The organism is Sphingobacterium sp. B29, assembly GCF_001952815.1.
In the GTDB taxonomy this organism is placed as follows: Bacteria; Bacteroidota; Bacteroidia; order Sphingobacteriales; family Sphingobacteriaceae; genus Sphingobacterium; species Sphingobacterium siyangense.
Window position 1 is genome coordinate 5,778,627 of record NZ_CP019158.1, and the last position, 18,204, is coordinate 5,796,830.

Sequence of the window (18,204 nt, forward strand, 5' to 3'; positions counted from 1 at the left end):
AGCGATATCGGAGTGAAAAAACCAAGAGATCAAAGCTCAATCAATTGCAACCTAAAAAAGCCTTCCTGAAATCTATTCAAGAAGGCTCCGTTATAATTAGATACGAATATGATTTCGTATGAACATAGGCAATTAAATAGGATTACGATTTATTTTTTAGTGCAGCAATAAATAATGCAACCCAGCCAACGATTAATGACAATCCTCCCAAAGGGGTGATAGGTCCTAAAATAGACGGATTTCCAAAGCCGGTTATTTCGCGCACGCTTAAGACATATAACGATCCCGAGAAAAAAAGTATACCAATGAGGAAAGCTATAAATGATACTTTAATGGAGTACGTCTTTGCTCGCGAAAAAGTGGATAAAAATAGCAGGGCGAAGGTATGATAGAAATGATACTGATTTGCAGTTTTCCAAGTTTCAATATGATATGTACTTACCTTCCCTTCTAGACCATGAGCACCAAAGGCGCCTAATATTACAGCTAATGCTCCCAACAACGAAGCGGCTAAAATGATTTTCTTATTCATTATGTTAAAGTGAATGCTGAAAATGAGTTTCTAGCGATAAATGTATTAAAAACAGAGCAAAATAAGGAATTTTTTGTTAAATTTATATTACAAAGGCGCATTATAGGAACGATTTTCTATCTCTTCCCATATATTTTTATTAGGTTTGTTTTACGTATGAATCATCATGAACATCGTGCAGCTCACGAGATCTTGAACGAGGTGCAGGATTTGTATATCCTTGATAAACATCTGCCGCATGATGGCTTCATCACCATTAAAAAAACAAGTTTAGTGTACTTATTCCGCTGACAAGAAAATGAGTACCTCATAAATAGTTGTTCTGCTAAAACTGGATTTTTAATCGCATCGACCAGCGTGGTACTGACGATTTATTCGAGTTCTTATCAGGCATTGAAAAAAATAAAAAGGATGAAAAAAACAATCATCATCACTGTTATATTATTCATCGCGGTCATCGCGGCCACGATCTATCTTTTTGGAGACTTCAATAAAAACAATAAACAAGATTCTAAAGCTTTACAATATCTTCCTGAAAGCACATTAGCAATTGCCTCCTTTGCCAATGATCAGACTGTAGATACGATCTTCAACGACTATGAGCTCTTTAATGCCATTATAGGTCAACGCAATTTCGCCAACCTGGAGCGTCTTAAAGACGAATTATTACGTAATGAACAGTTTGCACCTCTTGTAGCGGGGCAGCAAATATTACTCTCTTTTCACCAGGAAAAAGACCAGATTACTCCGCTATACAGCGTTCAGGTTGGTCAAAGCATTGATAATAATTCGCTGGCAACATTACTTGGAAACGTCGGTAAAAACTACAAGATACAACCTTTTGACACCTTAGGGCAACGATTTTATGGGCTTAATCAAGGCACTAAGGATAGTACACTTTATTGTGCCTACTCTCACGAAATCATTTTCGCAAGCTACTCCAAACAGGTACTTTCCCAGATCTTTGATAAACAGGTTAAGAAAATAAGTACCAAACAAATCGAGTTCTTCGTAAACCATAACAATAAAAACACGCCACTTAGTCTCTATTTTTTCAATGAACAATTGTCGCAAATTGCTCGAATATTGATGAAATCCAAATTTGGCACTTATCTCAACTTAATCGATTCGCTGAAGGGCCAAACGTCCTGGAACATGAATTTCAAAAAGGATGCTTTTATTTTTAAGGGTGAAACAGATCTCTCGGCGGGCAAAAATAGTTACCTACAGTTGTTTGCCACGCAGACAGCTCAAGTGCAAGCTCTGGGGAATTATCTGCCTAAAAATGCTGCATCTTATATAGACTTTAGTATTTCAGATCCCCATAGTTTTCGAAGCGGACTGAAAGCCTTGTTGGTACAGCAAAAAGAAGACGGTCGATTGGCTAAAAGTATAAAGAACTTTGAAGAAGACAGCAAAGTATCATTTGACAGTATCATCGCGCCAATTTTCAACGATGAATTTGCGCTTGCGGAATTAGATAATCAGGATGCAATAGGTTTGATCAGCATTTCGGATTCAACGCTATTTGCTGATAATCTCAAGAAATTCAGTTCGTCTGTAGGTGATTCAATCTATCAATTTAAATATTCGAATCTCTTACATGCGCTATTTGGTGAACCGTTCAAAAGCTTTACCCGACCCTATTTTACCATTGTAGACAACATTATGGTGGTAGCTACACGGACGGGAATCTTGAGAGATTATCGTGAATCTTTCCGGGAAAAGCAATTTCTTTCCGGAACGGCTATTTTCAAAAATCATGCAGCATTGCAGAATAGCCGCAGCAACGTAACTTTCTATTTAGAACCTAAAGCTGGTAAAAGCAATATTCTAGATAACTTAAAAGCTGACTTTGCAAAGAACTTTAAAGATGAGGATGAATATGGATTTCAAAATTTCTACTCCTGGTCATACCAGTTGAGTGGCAATCAGGGCACATTCTCGTCCAGTTTATATGCCCTCTTTAAAAGTGATACGAGATTAGGCGGCAAACCAGAATGGACAGTCCAGCTGGAGAACCGAATTATCAATAAACCTTGGATTTTCGATCAAGATGGGAAGAACAAGTTTATCCTGATTCAAGAACAAGATCATACGGTACATGCATTTTCGCCGGATGGAAAAGAACTTTGGCAAAACCTCTTCCAAGGTGAAATTTTGGGCGAGCCAATTCAGTTACAGGATCTCAGTATTGTCGCCGTCACAAAAAACCGCTTGTATCGCTTTATGCCCGATGGTAAAAACAGAACTGGCTTCTCCGTTGAACTGCCATACTCGGCAACTTACGGGGCTACAATCGCCAGCTTCAATAAGGAGCAACGTATTTACATTCCGGCAACAGACCGCATTCTTGCGTATACCCTGGATGGCAAAAAAGTGGAGGGCTTTGAAAATAATAGCGTGGATGGCCGAATTTTATTCGATCTAAAAACAACCAGCCTGGGACAGACAAATTATATTATTGCTGGTACAAGCACTGCTTCCGTGTATTTCTTTGATCAAAATGGTAAGATCATCCGTAAAAAAACAATGGATACCGATGGGGAAAGTGTTAAAAATCCAATTGGTTTAGTTGCGGCGTCGGATGAAAAGAACTCCTTCATTTACTTGGCAAACAATAAAGGTAGTGTATTCAAAATTCCTTTCGAAGGCGAGGCCAAAAAAATAAAACTGGGTGATTGGGGTAAAGATGCGTTCTTTAATTTTGAAGATATTAGCGGTGGTGCTGACAGAGATTTTGTTATTCTAGCCAACAACAAACTGAATGCCTACAGTTCAAGAGACTCGTCTTCCTACTTTGAATATAAATTCATCGAAGAGGCCAGTAACAGACCGTTGTTTTTTAAACGAATAGGTAAATCTGATATCATAGGTGTTGGAACCGACAACCGCATGATTTATGTTTTCGGATCTGATGGCTTGGTCCAGGAGGGATTCCCTGTAGAAGGTTTTTCAAAGTTCTATTATGGACCGATTAACTATGGCGACAATGCCAATTATTTAATCTGCATGAAGCGGGATTTCAAGATCTATGTATATAAGTTTTAAGAACCTGAAAATCAATTTTTTAAAATCAACACCAAACGCTATAAGATGCTAAAAGATCTTTATAAAAAATTTGTCTAATCTAATTTTTTTATAGTAGGTTTGCAGACTTAATATGACTATGCTGAAATCGGAAGAATTAAAAGAATTATTAGCTGAACCAAAACGTATTGTAATTACAACGCACTACAAACCGGATGGGGACGCATTGGGTTCATCTTTAGGATTATATTTTTGGTTGACCGCGAAAGGACACCACGTAAATCTCATTGTACCGTCAGACTTTCCAGCCTTTTTGGATTGGTTACCTGGCTTAGAAAATGTACAAATTTATACGCAGGATATTGACCTGCACAATCAACAGATTGACGCAGCTGAATTAATTTTCTGCTTAGATTTTAATGGCCTTGCCCGGATTCACGAAATGGGTGAACCTATTCGTCAAGCGAAAGGAATCAAATGCATGATTGATCACCATTTAGATCCGGAAGGGTTTGAAGATTACGCATTTTGGGATCCATCTGCTGCAGCGACTGCACAATTAATCTATCGCTTCTTAGTCCATGAGATGCAAGATCCAGACCATATCAGTGCTGACATGGCGACATGCTTATATACCGGTATTATGACCGATACGGGCTCTTTCCGCTTCCGTTCTACCACTGCAGAAATTCACCGCATCATTGCATCACTCATTGATTGCGGTGCACAAAACTGGGCTATTCACGAAGAGATTTACAACAGCTCGTCAGAAAGCCGCCTAAAATTCTTAGGGTTCTGTCTATTGAATCGTCTAGAGGTTATCCATGAATATAACACCGCCATTATCCATGTAACCAAAGCGGATCTCACTCAGTTTGAAGTGATCACCGGTGATACCGAAGGATTAGTCAATTATGCCCTTTCTATCAAAGGAATTCGATTGGCTGCTTTAATTATTGACAGAAATGAACAAATTAAACTATCTTTGCGTTCGATTGGAGAAGTTCCTTGCAATGAGATCTGTAAATTGTATTTCAATGGAGGGGGGCATCTTAACGCTTCAGGAGGTAATTCGAAAGAAAGCCTCGAAGCAGTGATTGCAAAATTCAAATCGGTTTTACCAAATTATAAAGAAATATTAACAAAATAAGATATCGTAACATACATTAGAAAATGAAGAAAGCAATTCTATTTTTCGCGGCTGCCGGTCTTTTGATGACGTCATGCCAAAAATTCAAAAAGGCTGAAGGTGGTCTTGAGTATAAAATCGTAGATGATAATGCAAAAGAAAAAGCAGTATCAGGCGATTTATTAGCACTTGACATGGTTGTGAAAACGGACAGAGATTCTACAATGCAAAGTACGTATGACATGGGAGTCCCTCAAATCGTTCAATTATATCCAGATAGTATTATCGCAAAAAATCCAGGTGACCCTACTGGTTTATTCAAATACGTAGGTGAAGGTGATAGCTTGGTATTCAAAATCAATTTGGATTCTATGGCTGCTAAAACACATCAACCAAAACCAGAGTTTGCAGATAAATTCATTGTTTATTCGATCAAAGTCAAAAAACACTTCAAAAAAGGAAAGTTAACAGACCAACAATTAGGTGAACAAGTTCAGAAATATTTTGAAGAAGAATTGAACAAACACAAAGCAGCTGAACCAGCTAAACTTGAAAAATACATCAAGGATAAAAGCTTGAAAACAACGAAAACAGCTTCAGGTCTTCAATATGTAATTACTAAACCTGGAACAGGAGCAAATGCAAAAGTAGGTGATTCTATTCACGTGAACTATGTAGGATCATTAACTACAGGAAAAGTATTTGATACAAACCTTCCAGATGTAGCTAAAAAAGAGAAAATTTTCAACCCTCAACGTCCTTATGAAGCATTAAAATTTCAATTAGGTGTTGATGGTGTAATCCCTGGATGGACTGAAGCATTCCAATTGTTTAACAAAGGTACAAAAGCAACTTTAGTCATTCCTTCATCTTTGGCTTATGGCGATCGCCCTTCAGGTGTTATCCCTCCATATGCTCCTTTAGTATTTGAAGTAGAAGTATTGGATATCAAACCTGGAAAAGTTCCTGCTCCTACAGCAACAACTCCAGGCATGGTAGCGCCTACTGGAACTACTGCTCCAGCGGCACCAGCTCCTGCAGCAAAAAAATAATTCGACTGTAAATTTCAGTTAACAAAAAAGCGTTTCATCTCGATGAAACCGCTTTTTTTGTTGTTCGTATTTTTATTCACTATACGCTAATCTTTTTATCTTCTTTTTTGATCTTCCGTATTTTCAGCCATAGTATTATTACCGCCAATATAAAACTGATGATCATGATGATGGTCAATGCGATCAGCGCCTTATCGGTATGGTAATTTTCAGCATGCTGAATAAACATTAACCTAAAAATTCGAAGATAATGGGTCGATGGGATTACATTTGCAATTGCCTGCACCCAGCCTGGCATTAGACTCGAAGGCCAGGTAAAGCCACTCAAGATAAATGCTGGCGTCGCAATGACCATAAGGACTTCTGTCGATTTCAACTGCGAAGGCAGTAGAATACTGACGAGTACACCTATAAAACACACGGCAAGCAAAAAGACGAAAGTACAGAGTACAAAGCGACCAAATTCGGCCTGTAAAGGCATACGGTAATATTGACCAAAACCCCAATATAAAACCAGGATACCAACAGACATCAAAACATATGGTAATATCTTAACAAGAATAAGTCCGATAGGATTACCGATTTTACGTACCAGCTCCGGAAATGTATTGCCTTCAAATTCCGAGGAAAAAGACAAAGCCAAGCCCAAGAGCAAAACCTGTTGCAGCACAGTAATTAGCACTCCCGGCAGCATAAAATACAGGTAATTTCCACTTCGAATATTCTGCTTAACAAAAGTTGTCTTAAATGGTTCGTACTGCTGCGCAGCGATCTTTGCCGGAACACCACGTTTCATTTGCGCCTGAATCTGTATGCCCGCTTTCAACGTCGAGGCACACACATTGACAGCCATCATGGCGGTATTTGAGGTCAATGTATTGGCACCGTCTACAAAAACAGTCATTTCGGGCAAACGCCCCTGTTGTACTCCGGACGCAAAACCCTTGGGAATATGTACAATCGTTGTTGCCTCATATTGCATCGCAATATCTTTTGAATCAAATAAGGAGGGTATTACACGGGCAACTTCAATACTCTCATTATCTGAAAGCATATCAATAAATGAACTGCTTAAGGGGCTATTATCCTCATCAACTACAATGATCGGCATCTGAGTTACCTTACCTTGTTGATAAACATGCCCCACCAATACACCATACAATACAGGTGCACCCAGAAAAAGCATCAATAGCACTTTATTATTGAAGAAGAGCTTAAACTCCCGTTGGATCAATTCTAAAATTTTTTTCACAGTCAAGCTCTTTAATTCGCATGGAGAACCACAAGCGTTTTTGTTAACAAATCTTTGCTACCGGCAACATCTTCAGGAACAATTTTCAATTCAAACACAGCCTGTTGCGGATCGAAATCAGGATAAGCTGAGGCAATGCTTGCGTACGAATTTAAGGCTTTGATACTAATCACCTTTGCTTTAACCTTTTTGTGATTCAAATAAGGAATTTCAACCTCAACAGCCTCTCCTTTTTGAAGTTTTCCCATTTTATTTTCGGGCAATGTAAATCTAAAATAGGTCGATCGATCAAGGAAACCATTGATAATCGGATAACCTGCCATCGCCAATTCACCGACTTTCAGATTAATCGTTTCCACACTCATGTCCTGTGGAGCAATGACATATTTCTCCTGTGCAGCAACATTGACTTCAGATACCGCTCCCAGTGCACGTTCCTTTTGCCCCAAAGCCATAATCTGCTGTTCTTGTCTAGCCCCACCCTTTGCTTCAGCTAATTCAGCCTGTGCTGCAAGATACTGATTTTTAGCCCCCTGAAATTTAGCGTAGGTCTCGTCGTACTTTTGCTGCGGAATCAGGCTGTCCTGCAAAAGGGCATCCAGCCTACCTATTGATTTTTTCGCAAATTCATATTGTTCCTTAAGTCCATCTACCTTCGCCTGCAATTGCACGAGTTGACCTTTCGTAGCACCTTTGACTGCCATGTTATATTGTGCATCAGCAGACTGCAGCGCTCCCTTTGCCTGCTCTTCTTTCGCATCTACCTCGGGAATACTCAAAATAGCCAAGGTATCCCCCGCATGCACAAAGTCACCCTCTTCAACCAGAAGCTTCGCAATTTTCCCCGGAACCTTTGTCACAACCGTCACTTGCTCTCGCTCCACCTTGCCTTCAATAGGCTTCTCTTTCACTTGATTTGTACAAGAAACAAAAATAGACAGAGATAATATCCCATATAAATTCTTCATGTTACTCATGTATAGTTTGTAATAATTTTCCTGATGTATGTAGTAATTCAACTGCAGCTGTACGTTGCTGCAAAACATTGTTAAAATAACCCAAATTAACTTTGTACCAATCGTTTTCAGCAGCCAATAACTCAGTAACATCTATTAAGCCAGCTTGATATTGTTTAACAGCCATAGAAAGATTATTTTCGGCAACTTTCAATTGCTGTTCCCCCACTTTCAGCTTTTGGTTGCCAGTCGTGTAGGTAACGGTATTTTTGCTGAGTAATAAATTTAATTTTTCTTGCGCATCTTCTCGCTTGGTCGTATTGATATGCTGATCGAGTTTAACTTGCTTTATCTTATTATGATGCTCTCCGCCCGTATAGAGATCCCATTTAACCCCTACGCCGACCATTAAATTGGGGCTCCCTTTGATGGAATTAAGCGGTAAGTTGACTGTACCAAATAGCGGTTGGTCTTTCACCATGAGTTGGGAGTTGAATACATTCAGATAGTTTGCGGATCCAAAGGCAAAGACAGCAGGAAGAGCTCCCCCCTTTTCTTTTTTATACAGGTACTCATACGCTTTTGAGGAAGCATCCAGTGCTTTCAATTCGGATCTTTGTTCGACATCACGTGGAAGATCCGACAAAAATATAGGTTTAAGTCCATAATGAATTCCACCGACCTCCTGAAAAGATACCCCTGTTTCTTGTTCGATCTTTTGACACAACAAATCCCGATTGCCAGAAACCTCTACCTTTTTCTCTTCCAGCTCCAGCAAGGCCAATTTCAATTTATCTCTATCATAAGGTATTGCAAGGCCATTTTGAATCGCTTTATTCACCTTTTCCTGTTCTTTCTTTAATCGCTTTTCAGAATCGACAATCAATTTATCCACCTCATCCAACAACATCAGCTGATCAAAAGAAGCAATAATATCCTTTGAAAGTGTTTCTCGACCGGCCGATTCTAAATATTGTTGAGCCACAGCTTTCTCCTGCAATGCTTTTATTCCATTCGGAATCTGTAATCCCGAAAAGATAATCTGCTTTACTGACACCCCCGCATAGGCCGCTTGTCCATGCATACTAAATCCTGTAGCTCCTTCAAACAAGCCGAGGTTCAATAAAGGGATATTAACCGTAGGAATATCAATACTCCCATTGCTATGTACATAACCGTATAGCCCGAGTGCCGAGACATGTGGCAGCCGGTTTGCTTTTACTCCATCGGCTTCCAGACGTGCTTTATCGACTTCGTAAGCCTTCAATTTCAATTCTTTATTTGTCTGAAAGGCTTTTTGAATAATATCTTTTACCGACGGGTCAATCAATGATTGCGCATGTAGTTTGTTTAAAAACATAACCGACGCCAAAGTCAATAAACCCAGGCATAACCTCTTATTCATCATATGATTCATTTATTCTTATAAAAATAGGACAACAACCACCTCTTTTATCTGTTTAACAGTAAACCGTACGGTATGTTTGACTTCTGACTCTTTTTAATTAAACGTATCTTTTCAACGGCCAATAACAATCGTCACTTATGCATTCATGGCATGAAGGACTGACCTCCACCTGTTAGCTTTTCCAAGATACAAAAAAAGGAATTCGTTTCTGTAGAAGGAATCCTGTATTAATTTTCATTTTTGCTAATTAATAAGTTATCTTTGGAGATCGAATTGAAATTTTGGTAATTAAGTCTACCACTTTATTCGATAATAATAAAAACAAGTTTTTACCCTAACCCGCTGCTTCCACGCAGAAAACTATGTTGCTTACAGATACACATACACACATTTATTACCATGCAGGGACCGAAAAACTGCAAGAACATCTACAACGTTGCTTCGATAATGGCATACAACGTCTTTTTTTGCCGAATGTAAATAGCGCTTCCATAAAACCTGTATTTGATACCGTAGCAGCTTATCCAGAACATTGTTTTCCCATGCTCGGATTACATCCCTGCGATGTAAAGGAAAACTATGTGGAAGAGTTAGAAACCATCCGAAAGAGCTTGGAAACACACAAAGTCCATGCCATAGGTGAGATCGGGCTGGATCTTTATTGGGATAAAAGCACGCTTGAAATTCAAAAAGATGCTTTTCGAACTCAGGTTCAATGGGCTAAGGAATTAAATTTACCGATCGATATCCACTGTCGGGAAGCCTTCACGGAATTGTTCGAATTATTGGAAGAACTTCACGACGACAAATTATTTGGCGTCCTGCACTGCTTTACCGGTTCCCTAGAGCAAGCCCACCAGGCTATCGATTTAGGTTTTGCTCTTGGTATTGGCGGAGTCGTTACCTTTAAAAAAGCGGGCTTAGATCAGGTGGTCAAAGAAATCGATTTAAAACATATTGTCCTGGAGACAGATGCACCTTATCTGGCTCCTGTCCCTTTTCGCGGTAAAGAAAATGAAAGTAGCTATTTGGTTTACGTCGCACAAAAAGTAGCTGACCTTCACCAGATCTCCGTCGAAAAGGTGGCCGAAATCACAACAGAAAATTCAAAACGTATATTTGGTATATAATTTCAAAACTCAATGCATAATATCTTTATTATCTACACAGGTGGGACCATTGGAATGGTTAAAGATGAAACGGGAACATTCGTTCCTTTCGACTTTGAATTGATCAAACGTAATCTCCCTGATTTAAGCCGCTTAGACTATAAGCTGACCGTGCACTCTTTCGAACCCATTATCGATTCATCGAACATGAAGCCTGAGATCTGGATTGAAATGGCACAAATTATTAAGGATAACTATGCAGATTACGACGGTTTTGTTATTCTACATGGTTCCGATACAATGGCTTTTACGGCCTCAGTATTGAGCTTTATGTTGGAAGGGCTCCAAAAACCGGTCATATTATCAGGCTCCCAATTGCCTATTGGGGAAATTCGAACGGATGCCCGGGAAAATATGATGACAGCGTTGGAAATAGCCTCGGCAAAGCAGGATGGTATATCCATGATCCAAGAGGTATGCATTCTTTTTGACAATAAATTATTCCGTGGCAATCGCTCATTTAAATATAATTCGGCCAAATTTGAGGCCTTTAGATCGCCAAACTATCCCGTATTGGTTGAAGCAGGTATTCACCTCAAATATAATACAGATGCTTTATTAAATAATATTGATAAAGAATTTATCCTACATACCAAACTGGACAACAGGGTAGCCGTATTGAAATTATTTCCGGGGATCTCTGCACAAACAATCAAAGCAGTCCTAGATTCCGATGTCCGCTCCATTGTTATGGAAACATTCGGATCGGGCAATACAACCACCGACACTTGGTTTCTGGATCTATTGAAGGAAGCAATTGAACAAGGTAAAAATATCCTCAACATTTCGCAATGTAAAGTAGGGTCTGTTGAATTAGGTCGCTATGAGACTTCACAAGGACTTAAATCCATCGGTGTGCTGAATGGCTACGACCTGACATTCGAAGCGGCAGTAACCAAATTGATGTATCTTCAAGGTGAGTTAGAAGATCAAAAAGAGGTCGCCTATTGGATTGAAAAGGATATCCGTGGTGAATTGACGATCAATGATTAATGACCAACGGCACAAAATAACAAAAAGGGAGCTGCACTTCACGCAGCTCCCTTTTTGTGATCGGTTTCTATGAATTTCTCCCGAAGATTTATTTGCGAGGAAAGGCGGTATTCCTATTCCTGCGTCAAACTAGCAAGCACTTCCGCAACAACAAAATTGCTTCCGCCAACAAAAATAAGGTTACCTTGTTGATACGCTTCTTTTGCTGCATCAAATGCAGCTCCTACCGATGCATAATCAAGTCCCGTTAGACCAAATTCCATAGCTTCTTTCCGCAGCTCCTCGGATGGCATTGCACGCGGCATATCCGGAGCAGAGAAATAGTAGGTTGCATCTTTGGGTAGATAAGGCAGCATGTGTGATAAGTCCTTATCGCGCATGGCCCCTACCACAAAGTGCAATTTATCATAAGTTGTTGTAGCCAGATTTTTGAGCACTTCATGAATTCCGTCCTCATTGTGCCCTGTATCACAGATGATAAATGGATCCTTAGACAATTGTTGCCATCGGCCTTGAATTCCTGTGGTTGCCTGTACATTTTTTAGCGCTTGCTGCACATGTTGATCACTGATCTCAAAGCCCTGTTCACGCAATTCATCCACTGCTAACAGGACGCCGGCGAGATTCTTAACCTGATAGGAGCCTTTTAGATCCAGTTGATAGTCTGCAGAATGACCCGCAGAATCCGTCGCTTGTACCGTCAAATAATCTTGGTCCACGCCTAGCATTTTCGTCTCATACTTGTCGGAAGCGAATTGGATCGGTGCATGCTCGATCGCTGCTTTATCCAAAAACACGGCTGCTGTCTCTTCAGCATATTCCGAAATAACGACCGGTGTATTTCTTTTGATAATTCCGGCCTTCTCAGCAGCAATTTCCGCCAATGTATTACCAAGAAGATTCATGTGATCAAAACCGATATTGGTGATTACCGACAGCAAAGGCTGAATAATATTGGTGCTGTCCAAACGCCCACCAAGGCCGACTTCAATGACAGCGATATCAACCTTATTCTTCTCGAAATAATCAAAAGCCATGGCTACAGTAATTTCGAAAAACGATGGACTGACTTCTTCTATAAGCTCGCGATGGGTATTGACAAAATCAACAACAAATTCTTTCTCACATAACTGACCATTGACACGAATACGTTCTCTGAAATCCAGTAAATGTGGTGAAGTATAGAGGCCTGTCTTATATCCTGCTTCGGCCAAAATAGCGGCCAACATATGGGAGGTGGATCCTTTTCCGTTTGTACCGGCAATATGTAATGTTTTGAATTTTCGCTGTGGGTTGTCCAAAGCAGCACAAAGTTTGATGGTATTGTCAAGGTCTTTTTTGAAGGCAGAGGCGCCATCCCTTGTAAACATAGGCAATCGAGTATACAGATACTCGATTGCCTCATTATAAGCATTCATGTGAATGATTTTTATCTTAATCTAAAATTGAATACAATCCGTCCTGTTTGGGAGTCGGGAGCATTTGGCAATTGGTTTAGCCTAGCGCCACGTACAGCACGCTCACATTTCTCCAACAAGGATGGATCGGTAATCGTCGTTCCTTTTACACCAGCACGCGCATAGGTGATAACCCCTTGCTTGTTCACTCTAAACTCCACAGCAACCTTACCTGCTTGCTGTCCATTATCGTCGATACTTGGCCGTTGCGTAAAACTTCGGTTCTCAATAGACAACATCATGTTACCGTTTCCAGATCCCCCTTCACCGTAGTTACTTGCTAAAGGATCACCCAGTTTGGAACCCTGATTTCCAGGAGTTGTCCCTGTACCATCACCAGCTCCAGTACCGTTATTTTTATTGCCTTTAAAAAGCGCTTTGGCATTGGCCTGTGGTGCCACTTCTTTTACAGCTTTGGTTGTTTCCGGTGCTTTTGAAACGACCTTCTTTTCCGTTTTTGTTACCGCAGGGGCATCTTCTAAATCCTGTGTGACAACCGCTTTCTCCGCAACTTGTTGCGTTGGAGTTGGGGTAGGTGTTTCAACAGGATCAATACGGTCAGGGCGTTCATTATTGGCGTTGGGATCCACCGATGGTTCCTCAACACTCATATAGTCATCTCCCATTCCCTCAGGTGAAGTACCGTAATTGACGATCATTCCCCCCATTCCATATTCATCAGGTGCCTGAGCTTTAAAAACAACAAAAAATCCAATCAAGAGCAACGATGCCATGACCAAAGTCGATATCCCCAATGCTTTGGGGAAATTATTTTCTTCATGTTGAAGGTGATATCTCATCGCATTAATCTCCTATATTAATAGCTGACCAATAAACTTAAAAAAAGTTTAATTGTTCCTATTTATCTTTTTTTGGTTCTGTTGCCAATACCACTTTAATCTTCAATCGATTAGCGACATCCATTACAGAAATAACATTTTGAATGGGAACCGTATTATCGACATAGAGCATAATTGTCACTTCCTCACCCGCAGCCATTTGCGATTGAATTGCAGCTTCCAATCCCTCAATGGGAACTGGAGTTTTGTCAATAAAATAGCCCAAATCTTTTGTAATCGATACCGTAACAGTCTTTTTAGCAACAGATTGTTCTCCCGCACTTGACTTTGGTAACAATAGCTTCACCACTTGCGGATTAGAAACTGCAGAAGCTAACAGGAAGAACAACATCAGGAAAAACATGATGTCGTTCAGCGCTGAAGTATGTACTTCCGCAGATGGTTTATTTTTTCTACTTCGTAAGTTCATTATCTTCCGGGTTCATCCAATAAATCAATAAATTCTACGGCATCCGTTTCCATACGTAAAATCAATCGCTCCACCATCATATTCAAGATATGGTAGCCCAAATAAGCTAAGATACCCACCGCAAGACCTGATGCTGAAGACACCATTTTTACATATAGACCACCAGATACAGAAGCAATATCAATACCACCAGCTAATTCCACGTCGTGGAAAATCTTAATTACTCCAAAGATCGTACCTACGAAACCAAGCATCGGGGCAATACCAGCAATAATACCCAAAATATTGATGTTCTTTTCTAACTTGGCAACTTCCAATTTACCCACGTTTTCGATCGCTCCTTCAATATCTTTGATCGGTCTGCCGACACGCAATAAGCCTTTTTGCAACATACGTCCCAAAGCTGAGTTACTTGAACGAACTACAGCTAATGCCGAATCCAAATTTCCGGATAAAACATTTGCTTTTACTTGCGACATTAAGCTGTTATCATATTTTGCGGCACGACGGATAGTCAAATAACGCTCAAAAAAGATAACCAAACCAATAAAGAACAACAATAGGATTGGAACCATGATCCATCCACCTTTGATCATCATATCGATCAAACTCATGTTTTCTGTAGGAGCAGCAGCAGGTAATGGTTGTTGTGCAGCTTGATTAAACGAATCCACAGCAGCCCGTGCTGTATCTTGTACTAATGACATAATTATTAATAGTTTTATATAGTTTCTATAATGTTTCTACCCAAGCACCTTCAATCTTTTTCTCTACAGATTTTTTAGCGAGATCTGCCTCGGATTTTGTCATGTAGGTGTTTAAGATGATTTTCTTTCTATTTCTTTTAAACTTTCCCTCTACAGCTCGTGCTGTTTTATAGCCCATTTCCCGAAGGCGCTTGGCTTCCTGCTCTGCTTGTGCCATTGTCTTTGCAGAACCTATTACCAATTGATATCTGGGTTGTGCAACAGGAATAGACTCTTTGATCACAGGATTTGCTTCCAAAACCGGAGGTTTTGCTGCCGCATTGGTCGCTGGTATAGTTGATGTCTTTTTAACAGAATCTTTCACACCAGTTTTAGCCAACGAATCGACTTGCTTTAAACTATCGGCTTGCATTGTATTGGACAAGGTATCAGCAGGTATGATCGGCTGTTTTTGAACAAGCGTATCTGCCGTTTTTACAACAGGTTTGGTCGATCCAAATAACGAATCCTTCAATGTAGGATTGGTGTAAACGACCGCGACAGCAACCATTGCCAGCACAATAATTCCAGTCATCCAATACCAGATCGCATTTGAATTACGCGGCTCTTCCTCATAGATATTTGGGGCGTATGTTGAATTGGCGTTAGCCGACGCAATAGCACCGATTTCTCTTTTTGAAGTGTTTTCTTCCTTCGGAGTAACCGAAACACTGCTATCAGCTATCACAGTAGCATCCACAGGTTCAAACTCTTCAGTTTCCTTTTGCGCTAACGACGATTCTTCAGCTTCAAGACCGGTACGATCGTTTGTTGGTGCTGTCTCCTGCGAAAGCTCATCCGCTACTGGATCCGTTACCTGTGTTGTTTCAGCTTCTTCTTTGACCTCTTCAACCTCGATCGTTTCGTCTTGATCTGCCGTATCCGGCATAGACTCTATCGCAGGCTCTACCTTATCATTAGCTTCCACCACAGGATCTTCTTCTACAACAGGGTCTTCTTCAACAGCTAAGGTCGTAAGTTCTTCTTCTTTGGCTTCTTCCAAAGAAGAAACAACTGTTTCAATTTCTGGTGCAACAAGATTTGTAACCGGTTGGAAGTCGAATCCCGACAAGTCTAAGGGTTTGAAGACCAAACTTGCGCCATAACTAATCAATAATCCAAGATCATCAAGTTTGACCTGTCCAAATTGCCCCAAATCGGCCCGCAGCTTATCAACAGTTTCCGACAAGATCTGTTGCGCCTGATTGAGGCCCAAGTTTTCCTGTTGTTGGATATAATGAACAATATTAAATCCATGTTGAGCAGAATAGTCCAGCTCAACATAAGAAATCGGGGGTAAAAACACATTATTCTGTTTATCGAACTGAGCCGGAGAATGAATTCGTTTGAACACACCTATTCCGGGCACGTATACTTCCGCATAACGTTTTAATAAACTATTGATGTTTTTGCCTAGATTCATCGCGCACTATTTTAAGATGCAAATTTATAATCTTAATTCGTTAAAACGAATAATTAAGACCACCAATTACATTAAAGCCCAATCTTGGGTAATACATATAACGTTCGTATTCTTTTCCGAAGATATTATTTGCTTTGACGAAAATACCAAATTGTTTTTTGATTCGGTATTCTGCGCCTGCATTAAGATCAGCAAACGACGCTATTGTTGCCTTATGCCCACTGTTGGCAATACGACTGCCATCTGCGTTATAATCATAAATATACGCATAGGTATTGCCTTGTGTAGAAAGTTCAGCATCTACGAAAAATTTATCGGAGATATTGAAGCGTGCATTAGCCTGCATACGGAATTTTGGCAATCCCCATGCTTCTTCCTCATCACTCAATTTGTAATCGTCTATATACACTTTTCCCCCCAGATTAACCAGTTGTGAAAGACGTACATTGATTTCTCCTTCCAATCCCATATGTTTAGCCTTATTGATCACGCCATCATAAACGACATCAAAAGCCCAAGGAACATAGCCATTTTGACTATCACCAAATGCACTGTTTTTAAATAAAGGCAATCCCTCAATCTGTTTGTAGAATACCTTTACTTTATAACCAAATGTTGCGCCAGCATTTCCTTTTAAACCCGCGTAAACATTCATTTTCTCAATCGAGTTTATCATTTTAGCGTTCGGAGCCAAATACGGATTTTCTTTAGCGAAACTACGGAAAGAAGCTTGTTTCACTCCCCCATTGATTCCGGCAAACAAAGAGATATATTCAGGTGCCAAAGCAAAATCAGCTTCTACGGATGGGAAAATATTGAATCTTGAGCTATCGCCAAATTCAGAAGTTAAATTCGCACCCAAGGTTACGTTATAGTTGTCGCCCTTAAAACGAATATATGGATTGATGACCGCCAAATGATTTTTTACTTCAGCACTATCTTTCACATTATTCATTGTCACGCTCAAATTCGCACCAACATTGAATGCACTTAGGCGTTTATTCAAATAACCGGATAATGCAATGGAATTTTCTTTGGCTTTATAAGCGTCTTTAAACAAATAACCATCAACTTTTGCGGAATAGCTTAAGGCTTGCTCATTTTTTGGATCCACATTACTTGACAGCTCTCCATTCAAGTAGATATCTGTAAAGGTCTGTTTATCCGGAGTCGTATTCAACAAAGTTGTTCCCGATTGATCAAAAGTCTGACCATAGAAGTTTGTGCCATAACGATTGTATCCGATGGTACCTTTAACGGTTACCGCATCCAATACACGACGGCCAAAGATACCAATATCTTGTGTACTGAACTTCTGTCCGTCAATATTACCCTTTTGGCTCAAATGCTTTGCAAATAAACCAAATCGTGTATTTTCAAACTGTTCAGAAGCCAAATAAGCCTCCCCCAATATACTGTTGTAGTTACCGATACCAAATTTGACATAGTTGCTACTATGTTCAAAAGGTTGTGCAAAAGGAATCTCCTGTACATTCAATTGTTTCAAACCGGTATTGATATCCAATTTCTTGTCCAAAATATTGTTGTAGGACAATTTGGGCTGGTATTCCCTTTTATTGGTCATATCTGGACTGCGGCGGATTTTCACAGCATCCGCAAGAATTGGCTTATAATCACGAACAACATCAAAAGAATCGATAGTGACCGGTTTCTCAGGATCATTCTTCTTGCCTGTTTCCTGTGCAAAAGAATTCAATCCCACGCCCATCAAAAGCGCTGCTAAAGTATATTTCTTCACGTTTCTATTTTGCAACTTCTTCATTGTAT

Annotated in this window: 15 protein-coding genes; 5 read left to right on the forward strand and 10 right to left on the reverse strand. The window is 40.0% G+C overall.

What is annotated here, in order from left to right; genetic code table 11:
• Positions 1-142: 142 nt before the first annotated feature.
• Positions 143-532, reverse strand: coding sequence for a DUF423 domain-containing protein (locus tag BV902_RS24865; protein ID WP_046672738.1), 390 nt, complete (start codon positions 530-532; stop codon positions 143-145).
• Positions 533-943: 411 nt separating this feature from the next.
• Between BV902_RS24865 and BV902_RS24875 the strand changes: the two genes are divergently transcribed.
• The 3 genes from BV902_RS24875 to BV902_RS24885 all read left to right on the forward strand — a co-directional run bounded on the left by BV902_RS24875 (position 944) and on the right by BV902_RS24885 (position 5,743).
• Positions 944-3,583: a hypothetical protein gene (locus tag BV902_RS24875; protein WP_075994979.1), complete on the forward strand. Its 2,640-nt coding sequence runs from the start codon at positions 944-946 to the stop codon at positions 3,581-3,583.
• 118 nt (positions 3,584-3,701) lie between these two features.
• On the forward strand, positions 3,702-4,712 hold the full coding sequence (locus BV902_RS24880) for a DHH family phosphoesterase (protein ID WP_075994208.1): 1,011 nt from the start codon (positions 3,702-3,704) through the stop codon (positions 4,710-4,712).
• Between the two features lie 23 nt (positions 4,713-4,735).
• A complete protein-coding gene (locus BV902_RS24885; RefSeq protein ID WP_075994209.1) occupies positions 4,736-5,743 on the forward strand; it encodes an FKBP-type peptidyl-prolyl cis-trans isomerase in 1,008 nt (335 codons plus the stop codon).
• Positions 5,744-5,822: 79 nt separating this feature from the next.
• Here the strand turns inward: BV902_RS24885 and BV902_RS24890 are convergent, their stop codons facing one another.
• From BV902_RS24890 to BV902_RS24900, 3 genes are read right to left on the reverse strand one after another with little or no spacing between them, the layout of a single operon-like run.
• Complete coding sequence (locus BV902_RS24890) at positions 5,823-6,995, reverse strand: ABC transporter permease (RefSeq protein ID WP_075994210.1); 1,173 nt, start codon at positions 6,993-6,995, stop codon at positions 5,823-5,825.
• An 11-nt stretch (positions 6,996-7,006) separates the two neighbouring features.
• Entirely contained in the window at positions 7,007-7,963 is a 957-nt protein-coding gene (locus tag BV902_RS24895) for an HlyD family secretion protein (RefSeq protein WP_070561231.1), read from the reverse strand.
• A 1-nt stretch (position 7,964) separates the two neighbouring features.
• Complete coding sequence (locus tag BV902_RS24900; protein WP_237241831.1) at positions 7,965-9,359, reverse strand: TolC family protein; 1,395 nt, start codon at positions 9,357-9,359, stop codon at positions 7,965-7,967.
• A gap of 362 nt (positions 9,360-9,721) precedes the next feature.
• Between BV902_RS24900 and BV902_RS24905 the strand changes: the two genes are divergently transcribed.
• Together BV902_RS24905 and BV902_RS24910 are read left to right on the forward strand one after the other, a co-directional pair.
• Complete coding sequence (locus BV902_RS24905; protein WP_075994211.1) at positions 9,722-10,489, forward strand: TatD family hydrolase; 768 nt, start codon at positions 9,722-9,724, stop codon at positions 10,487-10,489.
• Positions 10,490-10,501: 12 nt separating this feature from the next.
• The gene (locus BV902_RS24910) at positions 10,502-11,521 is read left to right on the forward strand and encodes an asparaginase (protein WP_075994212.1); all 1,020 of its coding nucleotides are present in this window, start codon (positions 10,502-10,504) and stop codon (positions 11,519-11,521) included.
• Positions 11,522-11,634: 113 nt separating this feature from the next.
• Here BV902_RS24910 and BV902_RS24915 read toward each other — a convergent pair whose 3' ends face one another.
• The 6 genes from BV902_RS24915 to BV902_RS24940 are packed head-to-tail and all read right to left on the reverse strand — an operon-like array spanning position 11,635 to position 18,199.
• Entirely contained in the window at positions 11,635-12,939 is a 1,305-nt protein-coding gene (locus BV902_RS24915) for a bifunctional folylpolyglutamate synthase/dihydrofolate synthase (RefSeq protein ID WP_075994213.1), read from the reverse strand.
• Between the two features lie 11 nt (positions 12,940-12,950).
• Entirely contained in the window at positions 12,951-13,778 is an 828-nt protein-coding gene (locus tag BV902_RS24920; RefSeq protein ID WP_075994214.1) for an energy transducer TonB, read from the reverse strand.
• Between the two features lie 58 nt (positions 13,779-13,836).
• Positions 13,837-14,247, reverse strand: coding sequence for an ExbD/TolR family protein (locus BV902_RS24925; protein ID WP_046672748.1), 411 nt, complete (start codon positions 14,245-14,247; stop codon positions 13,837-13,839).
• On the reverse strand, positions 14,247-14,954 hold the full coding sequence (locus BV902_RS24930) for a MotA/TolQ/ExbB proton channel family protein (RefSeq protein ID WP_046672749.1): 708 nt from the start codon (positions 14,952-14,954) through the stop codon (positions 14,247-14,249). The genes BV902_RS24925 and BV902_RS24930 overlap by 1 nt, the downstream gene beginning before the upstream one ends.
• Positions 14,955-14,979: 25 nt before the next feature.
• On the reverse strand, positions 14,980-16,416 hold the full coding sequence (locus BV902_RS24935) for an SPOR domain-containing protein (RefSeq protein WP_075994215.1): 1,437 nt from the start codon (positions 16,414-16,416) through the stop codon (positions 14,980-14,982).
• A gap of 40 nt (positions 16,417-16,456) precedes the next feature.
• Positions 16,457-18,199: a TonB-dependent receptor gene (locus BV902_RS24940; protein ID WP_075994216.1), complete on the reverse strand. Its 1,743-nt coding sequence runs from the start codon at positions 18,197-18,199 to the stop codon at positions 16,457-16,459.
• Between the last annotated feature and the right edge of the window lie 5 nt (positions 18,200-18,204).

What these genes read in the sequence shown, in the direction of transcription:
- BV902_RS24865 (WP_046672738.1), bottom strand. Translation starts at nt 532, where the DNA reads ATGAATAAGAAAATCATTTTAGCCGCTTCGTTGTTGGGAGCATTAGCT.
- BV902_RS24875 (WP_075994979.1), top strand. Translation starts at nt 944, where the DNA reads ATGAAAAAAACAATCATCATCACTGTTATATTATTCATCGCGGTCATC.
- BV902_RS24880 (WP_075994208.1), top strand. Translation starts at nt 3,702, where the DNA reads ATGCTGAAATCGGAAGAATTAAAAGAATTATTAGCTGAACCAAAACGT.
- BV902_RS24885 (WP_075994209.1), top strand. Translation starts at nt 4,736, where the DNA reads ATGAAGAAAGCAATTCTATTTTTCGCGGCTGCCGGTCTTTTGATGACG.
- BV902_RS24895 (WP_070561231.1), bottom strand. Translation starts at nt 7,963, where the DNA reads ATGAAGAATTTATATGGGATATTATCTCTGTCTATTTTTGTTTCTTGT.
- BV902_RS24900 (WP_237241831.1), bottom strand. Translation starts at nt 9,359, where the DNA reads ATGATGAATAAGAGGTTATGCCTGGGTTTATTGACTTTGGCGTCGGTT.
- BV902_RS24905 (WP_075994211.1), top strand. Translation starts at nt 9,722, where the DNA reads ATGTTGCTTACAGATACACATACACACATTTATTACCATGCAGGGACC.
- BV902_RS24910 (WP_075994212.1), top strand. Translation starts at nt 10,502, where the DNA reads ATGCATAATATCTTTATTATCTACACAGGTGGGACCATTGGAATGGTT.
- BV902_RS24915 (WP_075994213.1), bottom strand. Translation starts at nt 12,939, where the DNA reads ATGAATGCTTATAATGAGGCAATCGAGTATCTGTATACTCGATTGCCT.
- BV902_RS24920 (WP_075994214.1), bottom strand. Translation starts at nt 13,778, where the DNA reads ATGAGATATCACCTTCAACATGAAGAAAATAATTTCCCCAAAGCATTG.
- BV902_RS24925 (WP_046672748.1), bottom strand. Translation starts at nt 14,247, where the DNA reads ATGAACTTACGAAGTAGAAAAAATAAACCATCTGCGGAAGTACATACT.
- BV902_RS24930 (WP_046672749.1), bottom strand. Translation starts at nt 14,954, where the DNA reads ATGTCATTAGTACAAGATACAGCACGGGCTGCTGTGGATTCGTTTAAT.
- BV902_RS24935 (WP_075994215.1), bottom strand. Translation starts at nt 16,416, where the DNA reads ATGAATCTAGGCAAAAACATCAATAGTTTATTAAAACGTTATGCGGAA.
- BV902_RS24940 (WP_075994216.1), bottom strand. Translation starts at nt 18,199, where the DNA reads ATGAAGAAGTTGCAAAATAGAAACGTGAAGAAATATACTTTAGCAGCG.